This is a genomic window from Nocardia sp. NPDC056564, from assembly GCF_042793755.1.
Lineage (GTDB): Bacteria > Actinomycetota > Actinomycetes > Mycobacteriales > Mycobacteriaceae > Nocardia.
Genome location: NZ_JBHTUR010000001.1, coordinates 416,135 through 436,303 on the forward strand (window position 1 = coordinate 416,135; position 20,169 = coordinate 436,303).

At 61.5% G+C, this 20,169-nt stretch carries 13 protein-coding genes; 11 read left to right on the top strand and 2 right to left on the bottom strand.

Features of this window, described 5'->3' with window-relative positions:
- The first annotated feature begins 73 nt into the window (after nt 1-73).
- From ACFQ9K_RS02020 to ACFQ9K_RS02055, 8 genes are all read left to right on the top strand, one after another.
- The gene (locus ACFQ9K_RS02020; protein ID WP_378715757.1) at nt 74-1,723 is read left to right on the top strand and encodes an MFS transporter; all 1,650 of its coding nucleotides are present in this window, start codon (nt 74-76) and stop codon (nt 1,721-1,723) included.
- Entirely contained in the window at nt 1,720-2,379 is a 660-nt protein-coding gene (locus ACFQ9K_RS02025) for an NADPH-dependent F420 reductase (RefSeq protein ID WP_378715754.1), read from the top strand. Before ACFQ9K_RS02020 ends, ACFQ9K_RS02025 begins: the two co-directional genes overlap by 4 nt.
- 265 nt (nt 2,380-2,644) lie before the next feature.
- A complete protein-coding gene (locus ACFQ9K_RS02030) occupies nt 2,645-3,862 on the top strand; it encodes an aminoglycoside phosphotransferase family protein (protein WP_378715753.1) in 1,218 nt (405 codons plus the stop codon).
- A gap of 85 nt (nt 3,863-3,947) precedes the next feature.
- Complete coding sequence (locus ACFQ9K_RS02035) at nt 3,948-5,213, top strand: cytochrome P450 (protein WP_378715751.1); 1,266 nt, start codon at nt 3,948-3,950, stop codon at nt 5,211-5,213.
- A 156-nt stretch (nt 5,214-5,369) separates the two neighbouring features.
- Nucleotides 5,370-6,332, top strand: coding sequence for a hypothetical protein (locus ACFQ9K_RS02040; RefSeq protein ID WP_378715749.1), 963 nt, complete (start codon nt 5,370-5,372; stop codon nt 6,330-6,332).
- A 1,252-nt stretch (nt 6,333-7,584) separates the two neighbouring features.
- Nucleotides 7,585-8,460, top strand: a complete 876-nt coding sequence (locus ACFQ9K_RS02045) for a bacteriocin fulvocin C-related protein (RefSeq protein ID WP_378715747.1) — start codon at nt 7,585-7,587, stop codon at nt 8,458-8,460.
- A 701-nt stretch (nt 8,461-9,161) separates the two neighbouring features.
- The gene (locus tag ACFQ9K_RS02050; RefSeq protein ID WP_378715745.1) at nt 9,162-10,484 is read left to right on the top strand and encodes a hypothetical protein; all 1,323 of its coding nucleotides are present in this window, start codon (nt 9,162-9,164) and stop codon (nt 10,482-10,484) included.
- A 180-nt stretch (nt 10,485-10,664) separates the two neighbouring features.
- Nucleotides 10,665-11,168: a hypothetical protein gene (locus ACFQ9K_RS02055; protein WP_378715744.1), complete on the top strand. Its 504-nt coding sequence runs from the start codon at nt 10,665-10,667 to the stop codon at nt 11,166-11,168.
- A gap of 34 nt (nt 11,169-11,202) precedes the next feature.
- Here the strand turns inward: ACFQ9K_RS02055 and ACFQ9K_RS02060 are convergent, their stop codons facing one another.
- Nucleotides 11,203-12,606, bottom strand: coding sequence for an FAD-binding oxidoreductase (locus ACFQ9K_RS02060; protein ID WP_378715741.1), 1,404 nt, complete (start codon nt 12,604-12,606; stop codon nt 11,203-11,205).
- A gap of 597 nt (nt 12,607-13,203) precedes the next feature.
- On the opposite strand from ACFQ9K_RS02060, the gene ACFQ9K_RS02065 reads away from it, so the two are divergent.
- The 3 genes from ACFQ9K_RS02065 to ACFQ9K_RS02075 all read left to right on the top strand — a co-directional run bounded on the left by ACFQ9K_RS02065 (nt 13,204) and on the right by ACFQ9K_RS02075 (nt 15,486).
- Entirely contained in the window at nt 13,204-13,566 is a 363-nt protein-coding gene (locus ACFQ9K_RS02065; protein ID WP_378715738.1) for a hypothetical protein, read from the top strand.
- Between the two features lie 88 nt (nt 13,567-13,654).
- A complete protein-coding gene (locus ACFQ9K_RS02070) occupies nt 13,655-14,557 on the top strand; it encodes an SAM-dependent methyltransferase (RefSeq protein WP_378715736.1) in 903 nt (300 codons plus the stop codon).
- A gap of 44 nt (nt 14,558-14,601) precedes the next feature.
- Complete coding sequence (locus tag ACFQ9K_RS02075) at nt 14,602-15,486, top strand: helix-turn-helix domain-containing protein (protein ID WP_378715734.1); 885 nt, start codon at nt 14,602-14,604, stop codon at nt 15,484-15,486.
- Nucleotides 15,487-18,373: 2,887 nt separating this feature from the next.
- Here ACFQ9K_RS02075 and ACFQ9K_RS02080 read toward each other — a convergent pair.
- Nucleotides 18,374-20,062, bottom strand: a complete 1,689-nt coding sequence (locus tag ACFQ9K_RS02080) for an SMI1/KNR4 family protein (RefSeq protein ID WP_378715733.1) — start codon at nt 20,060-20,062, stop codon at nt 18,374-18,376.
- Nucleotides 20,063-20,169: the final 107 nt, after the last annotated feature.

The following is a 20,169-nucleotide window of genomic DNA, read 5'->3' on the forward strand; positions in this document are numbered from 1 at the left end:
CGCGATGTGACAGGCCTGCGGCCACGGTATTCCCAACAGTGGGAATACCGTTTCGCTGCAGTATTCTCCGCAGGTGAAAGCAACTCAGGCGGATGCGTCGCCGTGGAGCCCATTACGTGTCGGCGTGTTCAGGGCGATTTGGCTCGCCTCGGTAGTGTCCAATATGGGCTCGTGGATGCATCTCGTCGGCGCATCCTGGCTGATGACCTCACTGACCACTTCTGCGGCATTGGTCGCGCTGCTCTCGACGGCGAGTTCATTGCCCATGTTCGTATTGGCTCTTCCGGCGGGGGCGATGGCGGACATCCTCGATCGGCGACGGCTCGTGCTGGTGACCCAGGCATGGCAATTGGTTGTCGCAGTGCTCCTCGGTTGGATGACGCTGTCAGGTTCGGTGAATCCCGGTGTGCTGCTCGCCGCGACGGCGTTGCTCGGTATCGGTACGACACTCGGAGCGCCGGCATTCGCCGCGATCACCCCCGATCTCGTGCCCAAGGCAGAGCTGCCCGCCGCGATCAGCCTCAACTCGGTCGCCATGACCGCATCGCAGGCGGTCGGACCCGCGCTCGGCGGCGTGCTGGTCGCCATGGTCGGATCGGGCGGGGTTTTCCTGCTCAACGCAGGTTCGTTTCTCGGTGTGATCGCGGTGGTCTACCTCTGGCACCGACCCGCACCTGCGACCAGTTTGCCGCCGGAACACCTGGCTTCCGCAATGCGCAGCGGATTGCGCTACGTCGCCAACGCGCCCGAGTTCCGCGCCGTGCTGATCCGTGCCGTGGCTTTCGTCCTGAGTTTCGGCGCGATGCCCTCGTTGCTCGCTGTATTCACGCGTGTGCGGCTGCACGGCTCAGCTTCGGCGTACGGGTTGCTGCTCGGTGCGCTCGGTGTCGGCGGGGTGTTCGGCGCGCTCGTTCTGCCCCGGCTCCGCCCGCGCCTCGGTCCTGACCGTATAGCTCTCGCGGGTAGCGTGGGGTACGCGGTCTGCTTCGTGGTGCTCGCCCAGACCCGGTTGTTTCCCATGGCATTGGTCGTCCTCGTCTTCGCCGGAGTGGCGGGGATGAGTGTGCTGTCCACACTCAATATCGCGGCTCAATCTGTGCTGCCAGGATGGATTCGAGGGCGCGGTCTCGCGATCTTTCAACTCATCTTCCAGGTGGCCTTCGCGATCAGCGCGGCGGTCTGGGGCTCGGTGGCGACAATCACGAGTATTCCCCTGACGTTGACCGTCGCCGGCGTCGCGATGGCGGGCCAAACTGTGCTGAGTATCTGGTTCGGGCTCAACGGATCTGAGGGACTCGATGTCCAGCAAGCACATAGTTCGGAGCCGTACACACCCACGTCGCTCGCGCCCGATGACGGACCGGTGCTGCTCATGGTCGAGTACCGGATCCCGGCGGATCGGCTGCCCGAATTTCGTGCTGCGTTGACCGATTTGGGTCGAGCGCGGCGCCGCAACGGCGCGATGCGCTGGGAAATCTATACGGACCCCGCTGACCCCGCGCGTCACGTGGAAACATTCGTCGCCCCTTCGTGGGAGGAACACAAACGGCAGAGTCAGCGCGTCACCACATCGGACGCGGTTGCCATCGAAACTGTAAGAGCGTTGCACGATGGACCGGATGACCCGCCGCTACAGGCAATGGTGAGCGATCGTGGCCTGGCAAACGTTACCCGTAACAATATTCCTGTCAGCAATGAAGCATCTCGGAAAGGCACATCATGATCGTCGGCATAATCGGGACCGGCCGCATCGGCGGCAACGTTGCTCGGCAGGCGGTACGCGCAGGCCACGAAGTGATTGTCAGTTTTACGAGAAATCCGCAGTCGCTGATCGACTTCGCCGTCGAGCTGGGAGCTGGGGCGACGGCGGGCGCTCCGCGGGACGCGGTCACCGACGCGGACTTGACCGTCCTCGCGGTGCCGTGGCCCGCCATCGATCTGGCACTCGGACAGGCGGGAGCACTGCTTGACACGATAGTCGTGGACACATCCAATCACTTCGGCGGTGCCGGTCCGGTAGTCGACCAGACCGCGGCCTCCTTCAACGCGGCCCGCATGCCCGGCGCTCGCTACACCAAATCTTTCAACACGCTCACTGCCGCGTTCCAAGCGCAGGTAGCAGGCCGCGCCGGTGATGATCGTGTCGTGCAATGGCTTTGCGGTGATGATCATGGTGCGAAGGATGTGGTATCGGCCTTCATCGACAGCCTCGGCTACCTGCCTGTGGATTTGGGGGGAATCAAGGAATGCGCTGTCATGGAATCGCCACGTCGAGCCGGTGCGGTTTATGGCGAGGAATACCACGGTGCCGATGCTGAGGCAGTAGTTGCGGCGGTACGCGCCGGGCGAGCAATTCCACCTGCTCCACTGCACAGCTGAACGACGCGGAGCGATCGGATGCGTCCAAGCTCCGGAGACACGGACTCCTGGATGTGCACCGCTTGAGTCGATGTCAATTTCGCTGAGCCGCACTGAGTTCCGTGTGCGCCGCACGAGTTCCCGTGGCTGAGAAGCCTGCTCGGTATACCCGATGATCTCAGGGTGGCTCCCTGGCCGCTGTACCGCCCCGCGGTCGCGTTCGTGGATCCGCGACCAATCCGAAGCTGTTGTCGCCCTGACCGGTCCGGAGTGGAAGGACCACGACATGGTGCTCGACCGCGGCTCGATACGGGAATCGAGGCACGTTGACATGAACTCGAAGCTGTGGTTGCTCGGAAGGTTTATTACGGTCGGCGGGCATGTGCTGTGGGAGAAGGTTGTTCGACCGAAGGCGAGAACGGTCGACGATGTTCCTGTCTCTGGCGAGACCATCACCGAGCAATGGTTGACGTCTGTGCTGGGCCGCGATGTCCCCGGCGCGGAGGTGCGCTCGTTCGAGATCTCTGACGGAAGCAGAGGTACCTCGACTCGCGTTGCGATTCATGTGCGGTACAACGACGTCGGCGCGGAGGCTGGCTTGCCGACTGAGCTCTTCGCCAAGACGAGCACGTCGTTGCGCCAGCGCATGCTGCTCGGCGGAGCGCGGGTGATCGACGGCGAGACCCATTTCTTCAAGACATTTCGCCCGATGGTCGAAATGGAGGCACCCCGAGGCTATTGGGGCGCGGCCGATCCCGCGTCTTGGCGATCCGTCGCGCTGATGGAGAACATCGCGGTGACCAGGGGCGCCGAGTTCGTCGAACCGAACATGCCCGTCACGCGCGATCAGGCCGAGGATCTGGTCCGGAATCTCGCTCGGCTACACGGCACCTTCTGGGCGCATCCGTCACTCTCGGTCCTGCATACGCCCAACGACATGTTGGTGGCCGTCCGTTCCGCCATCGATATGAAGACCCGCAGCGCCGTTGGCCTGAAGCGGGCCGAGGCTGTTGTTCCCGCTGCGTTGCACGGCGCGGACGAGCGACTGTGGCGTGGCGTCGAGCGTGCACTCGACATCGCGACGAACGGCCTGCCTCCCACACTGCTGCACGGTGATCCGCATATCGGGCAGACCTATATGACAAGCGACGGAAGAATGGGCCTCGCGGACTGGCAGGTGATCATGCGAGGCGGCTGGGCGCACGATTTCGCCTACTCGGTGAATTCGGGTTGTGAGCCCGATGACCGACGGGCTTGGGACCGCGCATTATTGGAGCTCTACCTGGACGAACTGGGACATGCCGGGGGAACTGTGCCGTCCTTCGACGAGGCGTGGCTGGCTTACCGGCAACAGTCGATGTTCGCCTACGCCGCTTGGGCTTTCACCATCGGCAGGGCCGTGTACCAACCCGAAATGCAGTCGGTCGAGACATGTTTGACGTTGATGCGACGGATCACCACGGCACTGGACGACCTCGACTCGCTGGACGCACTCGGCGTCTGAACCTCCTTTACCTTCGATTCCGAGAACCAACTCGTGCGCGGGGCATCTTCGATGCCCTGCTGCACGAAACAATCTGGAGCCTCTGTTGAACACACCGTTGTCGCCCGCCGATCAGATCATCCACGGTTCGCCGATGGATTTCGAAGAACCCCGGGTTCGCATGTATACACCAGAGTTCGCCGCTGATCCGCATCGGATCTATCGACGGTTGCGTGCTCAGTACGGCTCGATGGCTCCGGTCGAGCTTGCGCCGGACGTACCCGCCACATTGGTGGTCGGATATCGCACCGCCTTGCGCATACTCAACGATCCCGAGCACTTTCCCGCCGATCCGCGTATATGGCAGCGTGACATCCCGCCGAGCTGTCCGATCCGGCCGATGCTGGAGTGGCGACCCGTCGCCAGCAGGAGCTCAGGAATGGACTTCCTCCGCTACCGGCCCGCCACGACCGACAGCATCAGAGCCGTCGACCTGTACGCGCTGCATGACACGGTCGAATCAATTGCCATACCGCTCATCAACAGGTTCTCTCGGGATGGTTCGGCAGATCTGCTGAGCCAGTACGGGTTTCCGCTGGTTTTTCAGGTCGTCAACATTCTGCTCGGCTGTCCGCCGGAGATCGGACAGGCGCTCGCGGCGGCGGTTGCCGCGATCGTCGAGGGCGTCGGCACCGACGCCGAAGACGGTAATCGGATGTTGAGCAAGGTGCTTGCGCAGCTGGTGGCGCTCAAACAGGTTGAACCACAAGAGGACATCACCTCGTTGCTGTTGCGGCATCCGGCTGAGTTGACGGCAGAGGAGGCGGCTCAGCACGTTGCCCAAATCTTCGGTACCGGAATCGAATTCCTGTTGAACCTGATCGTGAATACATTGCTGCTGATCCTCACCGACGAGCGTTTCGGCGGCAGCGTTGTCGGCGGTTCGCTGAGCGCTCGCGACGCGCTCGACGAATTGTTGTTCAACGACCCGCCATTGGCAAACCTCATGATCACTTTTCCGCGGCACCCGATCCTCATCGATGATGTCTGGCTGCCGGCCCACCAGCCAGTTGTCATCAGCATGGCCGCCTGCAACACCGATCCGACAGTGCGTACCGACGATCTGTCCGGAAACCGCTCGCACCTCGCGTGGGGCGCCGGACAGCACGCGTGTCCTGCGCAATCGTTGGCCTATCTGATTGCTCAAGATGCGATAGATCAACTGCTCGACGCGTTGCCGGACATCCGGCTCGACACGAGGAACGGCGGACCGTCCTGGCGACCTGGGCCGTTTCACCGTGCTCTGACAGCCTTGCCGGTGACATTCCCGCCGACCGAGCCACTGGATATCGGCGAAGGCATCCTGGTATGAATGGCCCGAAGTTTCGCGAGCGAATACCTGCGTCGGTCGGCGGGTCCCGAGGATCTGTGCGTCACCGACCGCGCATCATCCCCAAGGCTGGGGACGGCTGAAGCTTTTGATATGACACGCCCTGGTCCGGGAATGGCCCTTCGATGGTCTATAGCGGTGCCGCTTGTGGTGCTCGGCTTCGTGGTCGCACCGCCGGTGATCGCGCAGGCCGTTCGCTGGATATGGTCGCGAGAGTTGCTGGTGACGCCGCGGTCGTACCACGCTGGATTCCGAATCCTTTGGACACCAGCGCTATTGGGTGCGAGTGTGGTTCCGTCCGTGGTCGGTTTGGTTGCGGTGCTGCTCTATCGCTACAGACCGAGGATGTGGTGGCGGTTCGTACTGATCGCGTGTGGCCCGGTGGTGCTCGTATCCCTGATACACGTCGCGACGACCGTCGCCGCGCTCACTATCCTGGCCATCGCCCTGGCTGTCGTCGCCTTCGCGGCCCGTGTTCTGACGTATCCGCTGGCCTTGGACGTCTCGAGCAGTCGGATGGCCGTACATGTGCGTACCAGGGGACCTCGTCGTCTGCGCCTACTCCACAACCGGTTGGAATTGAGCGATTCGGATGGAACACGGTTGCTCTCCTATGTACAATGCGAGTCGGTCTCGGGCGACGAGATCCACGTGCCCGATCCGTCGGCTTCGATGAAGCACGGATTCTTCGACCTCACCAGTGGTCCGGCGATCCGCATCGTCGGACACGGAAACGACTGGCTGGTACCAGTTGTCGAGGCCGACGAGGCACGCTCGGTCGTCGAGGCGCGCGTACGCGCCGGGCGTGCACGAGAACCGATCAGTGCCTGGGACCGTTGGCTCGAGGCCGATGCCTTGGCCGCGGGAGGTTACCGGATACTTGTAGCTGCGCTGGCTACATCGGCCATGGCGGCGGCGGACGCGGTGTTCGTCATGACAAGGGGTCTCTGGCCATACCTTCTCGGCACATTGGTACTCGCTGGTGTGTCAGGCCTGGCGTTCGCCAAATACATCCGTGCAATACGTCACCATATCGCGCAATCCGATCTGAGCCCGGTAGCGAAAATTGGCCCTAACCGCTCATCGTCTACTGCACAGTGAAATTCGGGGCCTGCCTGCAGCCACACGGATTGGCGCTGTCCGCTCATGTCCATTCTTGGCAAGGACACAACTGGGCTCTGGGATATGGTGCCCGGCCATGACCAATGACTGGTCGGATGTGAGAGAGCGGGTCGCGCGTCTGGCCGCCGCTTGAGGTGCGGAGAAAGTCTTCGGCGCCATGGGGTTTGGCCACCGGTGGCTCCTCGAGCCGCCGTTGAGCACTGCTGAGATGGGGGAGCTCGAAGAGCAGCTGGCAGTGGCGTTGCCGGAGGAGTATCGATCGTTTCTGTTGACGGTTGGTCGCGGCGGAGCGGGGCCTGCGTACGGTTTGTTCCCTGTCCACCGGACAAATGGACGATGGCAGTGGGAAGGCGACGGCGCTGGCCTCACCGCGCTCGACACACTTCGGCAACCGTTTCCGCACATGGCAGCGTTCAATCCGGCGCACCAGCTGCCCCGTGCGTCCCGAGGACGAAAGCATTCAGTCGGACTGCTTTATTTATGTCACCTCGGCTGTGCGTATCGCGAGGCGCTCGTCGTGAGCGGGCCGGCGCGAGGACAGATGTGGGGCGACGACACGGCCGATGATGGTGGCTTCATGCCCCTTGTCGAGAACTCGGGAGCGCCGCAGAGTATTGCGGATCGGTACCGGCAATGGCTGGGGCGACAGCGAAGTTCAACTCGAGATCCGGTCACCCGATGCTTCATAACGTGCTCGAGACATCGCTGTACTGAAGCCAGCCTCCGCCGGCGACGGTAACTGGAGCTGGCGGGCACACCACAATTGGGACAATGCCCAGCACCGGTCATTCTAAGGCGTCGGCGGTACACCTTCAGTGTCTCGCAGCGAAATCTCGTCGCCGCCGAAACTACTTGCGACGTCAGTAATGCGCCGACCGCCGCCGATCTGGGTGTGAGCGTCGGCGATCACGGCTAGACGAAACCATGCGAGCAAGGTTGCAGCAAGCCTTCTCATGGCCGGGAAGTCAATACTATCGCTTACGGTATGGGCTACGCCGGACGAGCTTCGAAAGTTGCGGCGCACCGGAGGTTCTCGGCTGACTGCGCAGCGAGGTGGTAGCTCGCTGACAGAAATCCCGGCTCGCGATGGGCCGGTCAAGTCGAGGATAACTGGAGAATCGTTGTGGATAGAACATATGAGCATTGGGTGTTGGCGTTCGACTCTTCTTGCGGTACCTGTCGCGAGATATCGAATTCCGTTGCGCAAGCATGTAACGACAGGCTGAAAGTCTTGCCGCTGGCCGACGCCGACGTGCGACGCTGGCGCGAACAGGCGCTCGGCCAAGATGCCGAGTGGGCGCCGACGTTACTGCGCGTGCGAGGGGACGAGGTGCGTGCCTGGTGCGGTCCGAGGCTGGGCTTCAAGCTCGCCGGCTGGCTCGGTCCCATCGCGACCCTCCGGGTGCTGACCGCAGTGGGGCGATTACACCGGCGCGCATCCGGGAAGGCAAGTGAACTGCCTGGTGCTTCGGCACCGCACGGCGTGAATCGAGCGCAGTTCTTCAGGCTCGTAGCCGGTGCGGGTGTAGCCGCCGGTGTCGTGTTCGCGGGTAACGCGCCCGCGTTCGCTACCAAGGAGCAGCGGTCCGCCCAGGCCTGGGTACATGCGAATCGTGCGCGGTTGCCGCAAACCTACGCGGGCATCGCCGCCTACCCGGTGTCGTATCGCAGGGCGATTTTCCAATCCGTTGAGCCCGAGGTGCGCAGCCGACTGTGGGTTGAACATCTGCGGCAATACCGCAGCGTGCGATCAACGCTCACGCCCAGGCAGCAAGACATCCTGGACCGCGCTGTCATACTCGCCGGGCGAGAATCGACTTTTGCTGAGCAAGGCGCCGACGACCTTCGGCACGTCGACGAGATGCACCAGGCGGCGGTCGCAGAGCTCGGTGAGCACGAGGCCTATCGGGCATTGGGTATGCTCGGCCCCGCCGAGGACAGTGCAGACCTGCTGGCGTGGCGACCGGATTGTGAATGTGCATTCGAGTCGCCGTGGTGCGGATCCAGACGGACATGCCACAACGCTCCCGGTATCGACGACTGCAACTACTCGGGTTCCGGCTGCGGAACCTTTTGGAGATACGCGTGCAAGGGTATGTGCCGGTAGCTGTCGAGGCTTGCACTCACTCCGTCCGCAATCGTCCGCTCGAGTCGCAACTCTGCCTGCGCAGCTTGGTATTGGCGAGCAGCGCTCGGCTGCGTTCCATTGCCGGGCGGGCCGAGAGTTTCAGCCCGCCAATTAGAGCCGGTGGCGGCATGTGCCCAATACGACGGTCGGCTGATGGGCGCGCGACGGCGTCAACAGGCTTGGCTGTGGTCCCTCTACGGAATACGTCGCCTAGCCCGTGTGGCTCGGGGTAGACCGTAGGTCCTTGTCTCTGTGTGCGCTGTAGTCATGGATTGGAGGGCAGAATTTCGCACTTGTTGAGTGAATCGTCATATGATGGGCTGTCTACGTGTATTGCACTGACGGTATGGCAAGGCGCGTATCAAGAAGTCGCCGTGCGAGCAACAGTCAAGAACATGAGGACGAGTCGAAATGGGCCTGTCAGCCCTATGTAGGGCACGGGCCGTCAGCACGATCTGTATCTGGCTGTTGGACTTCCGGTCGGCGCAGAGGTGGCCGCGGCGGCGACGCCTGGTTCTGACCGCGGCCGATGTAGCGCGTTGTATCATGACCCTCGCTGTGCGAGGTGTCTCTGTAGTTGGTGGGCTCGAATTATGGATGCCGTTTCTGTGTGCTCTCTTGCTCGGGACTGCTCAGGTTTTTGTAGAGTTGCGGCCTTCGTCAGCGCTCGTGAGTAAAGAATGAACGAGTGGCAACAACTTGGTCCTGAGTTGGCCGACCTTCTCGGGAAGCGGTTGACTGCAGTTGCGCGAGAGCTCGCTGACGAGGTCACCGGATTCGGCTACACGAACCGTCGTGTCGCGGCGACGTCGAAACGCGTCGACAGTGGGTTTTCCCCGGGGAGCCCGGGGTCGATATTCGAACCGCTCCATTCCTCTGTAGAGGCTGATGGGTTTCGGTACCATCCGCGGCGGCGCAATCATACGAAGCAGGCATTCAACGACCGGCTGGATGATCTGAGGGAACAAAAGGCCACCGACGTGGAACTGGCACTGACCGATAAAGGCTGTATCGGTGTACTGATGCGAATCCTCGGTCGGTCGAGTTATAAAGATTTCGAGCACGATTTGTACTTCACCGACGTAGAGGCGCAAAAACATATAGCTGTCTTGAATTTGATGTTTGCAGCGCCTGAAATGGCTACCGGTGCGGTGGTGCTGCGGCTGCGAAAATTGAATCGAGCGCGTGATGAATTGGGCGCATTGCACGGAAATCCTGTTAAGGATGTCGGCCGGAAGGCTGTTGAATTACGAGTGCGGGAGGCGAAAATACGGATCGACCACCATTCACGAATGCTCGAAGGCGAGATTGCTGCGGCGAGGCGGGAGTGGGCGCGCACCACTCCGAGTCAGTGGCGTAACTTACGCACTATGCGATGGCTGATCAGGATGAACGGGCATCACCGGCTATTGATGAAAGGTGCGAGGTTGATCGATAAATTCAATTTCATGCTAGAGACCTCATCGAGTCCGGCGCAATTCTTCAGCCGAGTTGGGAAGGATTCGGAACTGGCTTCCATCGCGGGAGTTCGCAAAGCGCTTGCCGGCAAAGATCATACGACGATAACAGCGACTGGTTATATAAAACATTTCCACTCCGGGCAACAGGCGCTACGTAATGCCGACGGCGAGCCCTTGATGCACCCGGATACACACCGTCGAGCTGGCACGCCGTACGTGCGTACCACGGCACCCGACTACAGGAATTTCGCTGCTAATTCATTCGGTCAGGTCGACATGACCAACGATGGGCATGCGAAGATGGGAGGTTTTGTGAACTTTGATTACGGATGGTATCAAATTCCTGGTGACCGCTTGGCTTCTGTCTATGACGCGCCATATATGTTTGGGCAGTTCGGTGACGTTTTACACGCGAACCACGCCGACTACAACAGCTGGTTACGTCGACAGGATCCAATGGTCGTGTACCAGTCTAGTTTGGATAGGTTCGCCCGGGGCGTGTGGGGCCAAGACCAGTTCGTGTTGGGGATAGCGTTCGTTTAGTGAAACCGAGACCACCACTAGAATGTGCACAATGAAGAGGTGGACATCATTACTTCAGTAGCACAGATGCCGTGACTGCGCGTTGATCGCTCTCGGTGACACGGGCAGAGTCGATCATCCGAGTGGGCACTTGTATGCAGTCCGCACCAGCACAAGAAATTTCGTCATCCAGGACTGGTCATGAAGAAGGCTCGTACCGGCAATGTGGTCGGTAACCCAGGCGCGGAGTTGTTGCGGGCAGCGGTGGATCACTCCTGCTCTGTGATCGAACGCGCGATGTCAGACGTCAATCACTCGTTCACCGTCGGTCTCAGTATGCCGATACCATTGGCTGACCGATTCCCGTTGCGCGAACCCCTTGGCATGCTCGCTGGACGCGTTGTCTCGGTCCCTGTCGTCGCACTTCGAGTGATCAAGCCACCACATCGTTGGTCGCAGCTTCTGCGCGACGACGTTCTGCGTATGAAACCGCCATCGCGTCGACCCGGTAGCGAGACCGCTCCGGATCTTGAGATCTCGGCGCTCGTGGACGCGATCGAAGCCTTGCTCGGAACGATTCGGATCGCCGCGCAGGCCGAGACAGCAACCGATCGAGCAGACCCGGAGTGCCCGAACCTGTGGGCAGATTATCTGCTCGTTTCGCAGCCTTATGCCGCCCATCTATACATGGCGGTCGATGACTGACAGCCAGCGGCGCACCGTGCGCGCCCAGGTGAATTCATCGCGGTAGGAGTACGCCAGGGTTGAAGATGCACCTCGGGTCAAGGGCGAACTTGATGCGGTTCATCATGTGCACGTCTATGGGGCTGCGTCCGAGCCCGACCCATTGGGTTTTGGCCCGGCCGATCCCGTGCTCGGCGCTGATGCTGCCGCTATGTTCGATGACCAGATTGAAGACCGAGTCGGTTACGCGATCCGCGGCGGACGGTTCGACGTCGAGGAGGTTGACGTGGATGTTGCCGTCGACGAAGTGGCCGAACAGGATCGGCCGGGTCGCGGGGAAATGTTCTGTCAGCATAGATTTGAGCTGCGCGACAAACGTGCTCATCGAAGCGAGCGGAACCGCAATGTCCAATTTGACTACAGGAGTGCTGGATTCGCGGCCGATGCTCTCGGTGTGGCTGTGGCGCAGCCGCCACAGCCTGCGTGCGGGTTGCTGCTCGAGGGTGGCGTTCTCTACTAGATCCTCACACGCGGAGAGCATTTCGAGAAGCGCCGCTTCGGTGGCACGGTGTGCCGACACTTCGAAGAGAGCGTAAAACGCGGAACCGTCATCGAACGGGCGCTTGACCTCGGCGTGGGTGCACACCACGCCGATGCCCTCCTCGGTCATCAACTCGGCCGCTTCGACGCTCAATCCGCACCGCTGGATTCGGTCGTAAAGGCGCAGTGCGTCATCGACCGTCGATATGCCTGCGAGAAGCACCTGCGTATCCACGGGCGGTGCGCTCAGCTTCATCAGGACCTTGGTGATTACCGCCAGCGTTCCTTCGCTGCCTGCGAGTAGACCGGGAAGGTCATAGCCGATATTGTCCTTGGCGAGTGGCGTCCATCGGGTAAGCACCGAACCGTCCGCCATCACAGCCTCGATGCCCAATAGTTGAGACCGGGTGTTTCCATAACGGATCATCCGTGCGCCGCCGGCATTGGTAGCGACGATCCCGCCGAGCGTCGCGGATTCCTTCGATGCCAGGTCTATGCCGAACCGCAGGCCGTGTGCCGCCGCAGCTCGATCGACTTGGGCAACAGTCGCTCCGGCGCCTGCGCCGACCGTGTGGTCGATGGGATCGATCGATTCGATGTAACTAAGACGCTGAGTACTGAGCACGATCGACCCGGCCGTTGGTATGCCGCCACCGACCAGGCCGGTGTTGCCGCCTTGTGGAGTAAGGGGAACAAGCGACCGGAAACACGCGGAGACGACACGCGATACCTGTACGGTGCTGTTGGGCCGGACAACGGCGAGTGCGGACCCTTCCCAGCGTCCAGTCCAATCCGTGGTGTAGGCGCGCATCGCGGAAGGATCAGTCAAGACATATGCAGAACCAACGATGTCGCGAAGGGTATCGAGGAAGGGGCCGGGTTGCTGCTCACTTCGCAATCGTAAAATCCGTGTGCTCACGGCTGGCCTTCCTGTCGAAATTTCGTAACTGTGTCCTGCCACTTCGAGGCTAGGGTGTTCCGACAATCTAGCGCTTCCCAAACTTGGGGACGAAATATCGAGATTCTAGATGAAATGTCTTGTCCTGCTCCACCTTTGGATACCGCAGCGAGGGCTACTGGGCGAGGGACGTAGAGCCCGTATTTCCGTAGATATGTATATGTTGTTCCTGCGTGCGAATACTGTGACAGGTCATTAGGGTTGATTGCGAAGGTCATTTATACCGGCAGGTACGAACGAAAGTCTAGCCCGGTTTGTCTCTAGCATCGCCGCTAGGCGGCCCGCTTCAGTGGTGGCTATTCGGGGACTCGAACATTCCCAGCGAGGGGAAGAGGGGTTGTCCGCGCTCGGTTACGGTTCCTAACGTAGTTCCGGCCCAGATCGTCACGAACGCCCACAGCGGCCGGGAGTCGAGATCGTCTTCCTGGCTCTCGCAGTGCGCGGAGGGCACACGCGGCAGTGCGGGTTGGCGCGTTCGTGATGTCCCGCCTCCGGGTACTAGGTCCCCCACTCGGGTGCCCGGAGGCGGGTCTTGGTTCGGGGCGGATCGGAGATTGCGTGCAGGACAATGGAGATGCTCTATACGCGGCATATCGATTCGCGGCGAACTGGGCCGCATTGGTCACTATTGTCTTCGGCGCGTTCGCCATCCTTGCATTGCTTCCTGGTTTCATCACGCTCGACGGTTTTACCGGAATGACGAGACTCGTTGTGCGAGTCGACATCGCCGTGGCGATGGGCTCGGGATTCTTGGCCGCAACCTTGGCCGGCGCCGCCATCGGGGTATTCGCGTCGTCCGATGACATCGACTTCCGGGTAGATGTAGTGCACCACCGGCTGCACTGGTCGATCGTATTCGGCGTGCTGACCGCTCTGTCGTTGGCCGGACTTACGTTCGTGGTCGTCCTTGCCGATAGATGATCGTACTCGGCGACCGAATCGACATCTGGTGACAGATTGAGCACGACGGTAAGCAGTCCCCATGATGGGAACATGCGGTCGATGTCCGGTGAATAAAATTATCGGGCCGTCCGTAGTGTTCGGGACGACATTAATTCTGTGCCCGGAACGAGAGGCTGCGACGATGTCGAAAGAAGTCCCACCGAACGGAGCGGACGCCAAGCCCGATGTGCGGATCCCGCTAGGGGTGCCGACCGCCGCGCGCATGTACGACGAAGCACTGGGCGGCAAGGACCACTACGACGTCGACCGGGCCGCCAACGGGCGGCTCTATGACCTGATCGGCGAGCACCGGGTGCGGTCGACCGCGACCGAGAACAGACGATTCCTTGGTCGAGTGGTCGAGCATCTGGCGAAGAGCTGTGGCATTCGTCAATTTCTAGACGTGGGGTCGGGGTTGCCGACGGTCCGAAATACACATCAGATCGCTCTCGAGGCCAACCCGGACGCACGCGTTGTCTATGTCGACATCGACCCGATCGTTGCCGTACACGGCAAGGCACTACTCCGCGCGGGCACGACACGGGTGATCACCGCGGACATGCGGGAACCCGAGTCGATCCTGCTGCACCCGACGGTCACCGAGATGATTGATTTCGACGAGCCGGTCGCCGTGCTGTTCATCGCCGTCTTTCACTTCGTGACCGCCGAGGAAAATCCGGCGAAGATCGTTTCGGCATTCCGCGAACGCCAGGCGCCTGGGTCATATGTTGCCATTTCGCACCTGACCACCGATGGCATGTCGGCCAGCGAACAGAACGGTTGGCACGCCGGTTTCGCGGGTGCCACAGTGCCGTTGGTATTGCGCGGCGAGCAGGAGATCCGAGATCTATTCGACGGCTATCACCTAGTTGAGCCCGGTTTGGTCCGCCCGTGGCAATGGCGACCCGACGGCACCGACGCACCGGCGACCTGCTCACTGTTCGGGGGAGTCGGGTTGAAACAGCCCTAGGTTCGGCTGTCATCGGGAGCGGGCGCGCGAAGAAGGGGTGAGCAATGACCGACGTCCCCGTGATCACGGCGGTCGAGGGAGCGCCTACGGTGCTGCGGATGATGGTCGGGGCACGGCTGCGCCGTTTGCGGGAGGCGTGTGGGGTCAGTCGCGAGGACGCAGGAATGGCGATCAGAGCGTCGGATTCGAAGATCAGCCGACTCGAGTTGGGTAGGGTGCCGTTCCGGGAGCGCGATCTGAACGACCTGCTCACCTTCTACGGCTTCACCGATCCCGAAGCGCGCGACGCTTTCTTGACCGTGGCCCGTCAGGCCAATGCGGCCGGCTGGTGGCAGCGCGACAACGACTGGCTGCCTCGCTGGTTCGGCACCTTCGTCGGCTTGGAGCAGGCTGCTCAACTGATACGCAGCTACGAACCTCGTTTCGTACCGGAGCTGTTGCAGACGCCCGACTACGCGTACGCGGTGTTGAAGCATGTACACCCGGATGAGCCCGAATCGCTGCTCGAGCGCAGGGTCGCTTTGCAGCTGCGTCGCCAGGAGATCCTCAGCCGACGCGACCCGCCCGCGGTGTGGTTCGTTGTGGAGCAGGCGGCGTTGCGTTGCCCGTTCGGTGGCGCTGCCGTGTGGCGTGCGCAGCTCGAGTATCTGATCCGCGCCGCGGGTGCGATGAAGACGGCGCTGCAGGTCCTGCCTGATCATGTCGGTGGACCCGCGATCGCCGACGGCCCCTTCACCCTCCTGCGGTTCGCGGAGCCTGAAGTGGCCGATGTTGTGTTCGCACCGCAGCTCACCTATGCCTCGTTGCTCGAGAAGCGATCGGATACCGATATCTATCTCGCAGTGGCGGCGCGGTTGTCGGTGCGGGCCGCTCCACTGGACGATACGGAGCGGATACTCAACGAGTTACTCGCTGCCGGCGGTACTTAAGTACCTGCGGGTGGCTTCGATTCGCGGCGGAACCGTCGCGTCGGTCCTCACGCGTCCCCGGTCCACAGCACACGACACGGAAGTGGGTTCAAGTCGGGGCAGTCGGTGCGATCTATCTCCACGATCGCGCCGTTGCGCCGGGCCGAGCTGGCAAATCTTTCTGCGACTGCCAGTTCGTCTCGGTAGCTCAATTCGAGCGGTGGTGCACTGAAGCGGATCCGGATGCAGCACATCTCAGCATGTGGTGGGGATTGGCCGTAGACACCGGACCCGGATTCTTGCGGATCACATCGACATTCCTCCTGCATCGGCACCAATTCGGTGTGCATTTGCATCCTTACCCTACGGGGGCCGGCACGCCTGGTCTGATGGCGTATCAGACGTTGCGCATAGCCATATGGCAGTGTTCAACAACCGCCGATGCTTGTCTAATAGGTAGGTGCCGCGCATCCGCAGATGAGAATGCGTCAGACATATCCGGTGCCTATGCATCGCCCACAGCAACGGTGTTCGGCGCCGCCACGGGCCGAACCGTCGCTCCTTCGGCCTGCTCCGCGAAAGTCCCTGCATCGCAGAATGGCAGGTCGCAGAATCAGCGTTGCCCGTAGGCAGACCACCAATCGCTGCTTACTCATCGGTGCGTCGGCCAGACAGCGTTCATGCCGGCTATCACCCTGGTCGCGGCGTGCCACAATGCACGCAGGCCGCAGCCACGGCTCGGGTGGATGCTCGAATGCACACCATCCACTACTTGATCTCCGCAACTTCCTAAACCTCGACACCGCAGGCCTGCGATGGAACCACTGTTGTTGACCGGCCCGGACTGGTCGTAGCATGAGGTTTCGATCGAAGCAGCGCCGCCGATACTGCAAACCGTCCGGTCCCATGGCAGACGGGATTACAACCTGCGGGGGACGTCGATTACTTCGCCAAGGTACTCGGCAATGTGCACCCCTACGTCTTGACTGTGCCGTTCAGTGCTTCCCATGACGGGGAACAGGCGAGGTGGCTCATACCCCGTTTGCTGCATGATGGCTATAGAAAGTATTCTGAGAATTGGGAAGTTGATGCTGTAACGAGAACGGACCCGACCCTGTACAACCTTGCATCTCGGTAGGAATGGCCCCGAATGAGCGCAGGCACCGGAAACACATGGGCGCGTGTTGCCGATCATGTTGCGCAGCGTTTGACACGCGGTGCGGGTGACCTTGTCCGAGGGGATGCCGAATGGATGCGCCTCGGTCACCGGATGCTGGAAGGTGATATTCGGGGAAAGTACAATTAGACTGCTCGGTCGCCGAACGACTCGGTTCACATGACACTGAGGTTGCTGCTGATTCGTTGGATCGATTCACTCCTGAATGTGATTTCCTCTGGTTTGGTCTTACACCGAAACTTCAACGCATCTCGGATGCTGGAGTCGATGTACCGGGAGGTCGGGCATATTTCAGCCCCAACGACAGTGAAATGATCGGCCAGGCGGCGGCGATAGAACGCCTCGACGGTTTTCACACTGTGTATATTCACGGGGGCATGGACTACGTGCGATTCGGTCCGAACAAATTGTCGGCCGCCGAATTTGCGGATATCGTGCGGGCGGATTCGAGTTGGGATAGGGTCCGATCAGGCTTTTTTCGTGTAGTACCGGGCATGGGGCTGACTCGTTTGCCCAGAAGTTCGCGAACGAGGTACGAGTGCCGGTCAGCGCTCCCACCGAGGAGATCGGACGCTATCACGCAAGCGGACTCATCGTTGTTTCTACGGTATCGCTCAGCCCGCGAGGCACAGTTGTACTGGATTTGCCGCCGAATGGGTACTGGCGTGATTTCGAGCCGCACGATTGATCTGCCGCGAGGGTGCGGATCCTTCTGCTGGCTGAGGTGTCGTGCACTTCCTAAGTCGTCCATCGGTGGGAGTGTAGGCGAGTCGTGGCCCGGGACCTTCACTCCAGTGCCTCGGCTTTTTTCGGGCCGGTGCTCGTCAGACCTTTGCCGCGCGGATTTAGCCGAATATAAACATGCTGGACGAGGTGTGCAGCAACGCATGTCACTGGTCGCTTGCCGTCGCCCGGGGTAGTCGCGTCGTTAATGGCGGACGATTCGTCGGGGGCGTGTGATGGATGAGTTTCCGATTTGTATCGGGTCAGCTGGGGTGGTTCAGGATGTGGTATGTGGGTGGGCACTATACGCTGGTGTCCCCGGCGAGGGCTATCTTCTCGTTGACTAGGCACCGACGCTTCCTCGAACTACACACCGTGCAACGATGGTCGCGCATCTATTGCCCAAAGAACTTCCGCACGTTCACGCGTAAGGGCAATGTGAAATTCTTCTGAATCGAATACAACCGGGGCTATCCTCGGCTGAGTGCTATCGAATCATCGTCGACACCTGGACGTGGTCCGGCTGGGTTCTGCTGGCAGCTCAGCTCGATCGGCCATACGCGGCGTCGGTCTGCACGCCCGACGGCTACCGGTTTGCCGTCCATCAGAGTATTAATGGGCAGCTAAGCCTGTCCGGGTCGACGCCTCCATTTCCCTCCGGAGTCTCAGGCAGCGAACCATTCCCGGTAGCGATCCTGCACCGCGGGTAGTTGGTTAGTGGTGCGGAGGCCTATGTTCAACGCTCGCCGTCAGGTAGAACGACGATCGGATGTTGCCGGCTTGCGGAAGAATCGTTGATCCGGGCCTCCGGATGGGGGAGACTCCATTCACCCCGCTTAGCCAGGTAACTGTTGGCGGTGGGGGCGTTGGCAGCCGGTGCGGGCCGCTCTGATATAGGCCGAACGCGGGCTAACGATCGCCGGTATGGGTTCCTTGCAGGACAACGTTTTCAGAAGGAGCAAGTGGGCCGGAAGCTGGCAGGCAAATTCAGGTCGGCCTTGCCGTCGATCAGTCGTAGTCGGGTGCTGTCACAGCGTCCTGGCTGTTGAGCCATTGGGCCCATTCGACCGCTCGAGCCATCGACTGCTCGCCAGCGATTCGGGCACCTGCGAGAGTTGTTGGCACGCGGCCCGCTGCGCGGATCTGCTCCCATTGATCACCGTTGAGCACCAGCACTCGCAGATCGAGGTCCGCCAGTGCAGCGACGTCGTCGAGGCGCGCGCCGCTGGCGTCCAGGCGGGTCAAAGCTGGCAGTTGAGCGAGCTGCGCGACCTCCACGCTGAGTCCCGAGATGGTCAGATCCCACAGTGCCGGATGTCCGTCAATGGCCGACAGGTCGGCGTGTTGAGCCTGCAGCGTCAGCGATTCCACCAACTCCGGCAGCCATAGTTGCACTAGTCGGGCATTCTCGACATACACCGTGCGCGCCTGCGGAGTCACCGATAAAGCGCGCAGGTCCAGGAGTTCGGCATCGTAGAGCCGGATTTGTTGCACATGCTCGAGATCTCGGTGATCGGCGAGTAGCTGAACCAGATCCCGGTCATCGACACGCCTTCCCAGCTCGCGTGCGTCGCGACAGAGCGTAGGACGTGGTGACAGATTCGCGCTGACATAGTCCATGTCCTGGTAGCTGCGGTCGGAGACGTGGTAGTCACTGATGTCGTTGCGCCGCAATGCCTCGACTACTTCGGTGAGCAGCGCGGTAGCGGATTCGGCGAGGGGGACCGGCACGTCGGTCGCGTAGCGTTCGAACAGCTGGCCGTACCGGCCGCCAGGCGCGGGGTCGAGGTCGACCGCGCACCCACCCCCGCTGCCATCGGCACCGATCATCACCCACCATTGACTGGTACGCAGTCGGCGTAGAATACCAGGCGGATACGGTTCGATCGCGACTCGCTCGTCGCCTGCGAACAGATCGGCCCAGAACCGCGGCGCGTATTGCTGGTCCTCGACGATGCGATCCAGCGACATGAGCGAGTATCGCCCGAGCAAGCCGATCTCGGCGAGATCGCTCCCGGCCAGGAGATAGAGGGCCCGCACATCCTCGGGCAGGCGCAGCCCCATCGCCTGCTCGGCCGCAACGAGTTCGGCTTCGGTGACCGTGTGATCGAAGTGCGGCTCGCGGCCCTTCAACCGCCGATACTGCTCGGTGAACGCCCCGAGCAGAGCCCCGATGCGCTGCAGCACTTGCGGATCGGTCGGTCGAGGGTCTGGAAGAGCAAGTTCGGGGCACGGCTGTCCCGCCGGCGAATAGCTCAGGTATCGATACCGCGGATCCAGCACCACCGTGGGTGGCGCCGCCGGTGCCAGTCCGAAGGCATGGCGGAACTGGGCACTGTCGCCATCGAGCGTTATCTCCAGGACCAGCACCCGCTCATCCCCAGACACGCGCAACGACGCATCCACATCCCGAACCAGTGCCGTCGTGTCAAGAGAGCCACCGGCAGCCAACGCCGACCATCCCGACCCGTCATCGTGCGCCGCCTGGCGGGTCGCGGCTATCTTGTCGCGGATCCCCATCTGCTCGACGAACTCGTCCATGATCGCCAACCGGTCGGCCAATCCGGTGGAGGGTCCATCCCCGCACACAGGATTACTGGCCAGGGATGCACCGATCGCGCTGGAGAGCTGGTCGGTGAGAGTGCGGCGGCGCGCCACTGCCGATGCCTCCTCGTCGTCGTCGCGGAGGGTCTCCACCGATATGTGGCCACCAGGGATGCATCGAGCCCGCCACACCAGCGGCCCGGTACCAGCATGCTCAGCCCGTACCGATCGAACAAGTCCAGCAATGAGCTCTATACGCA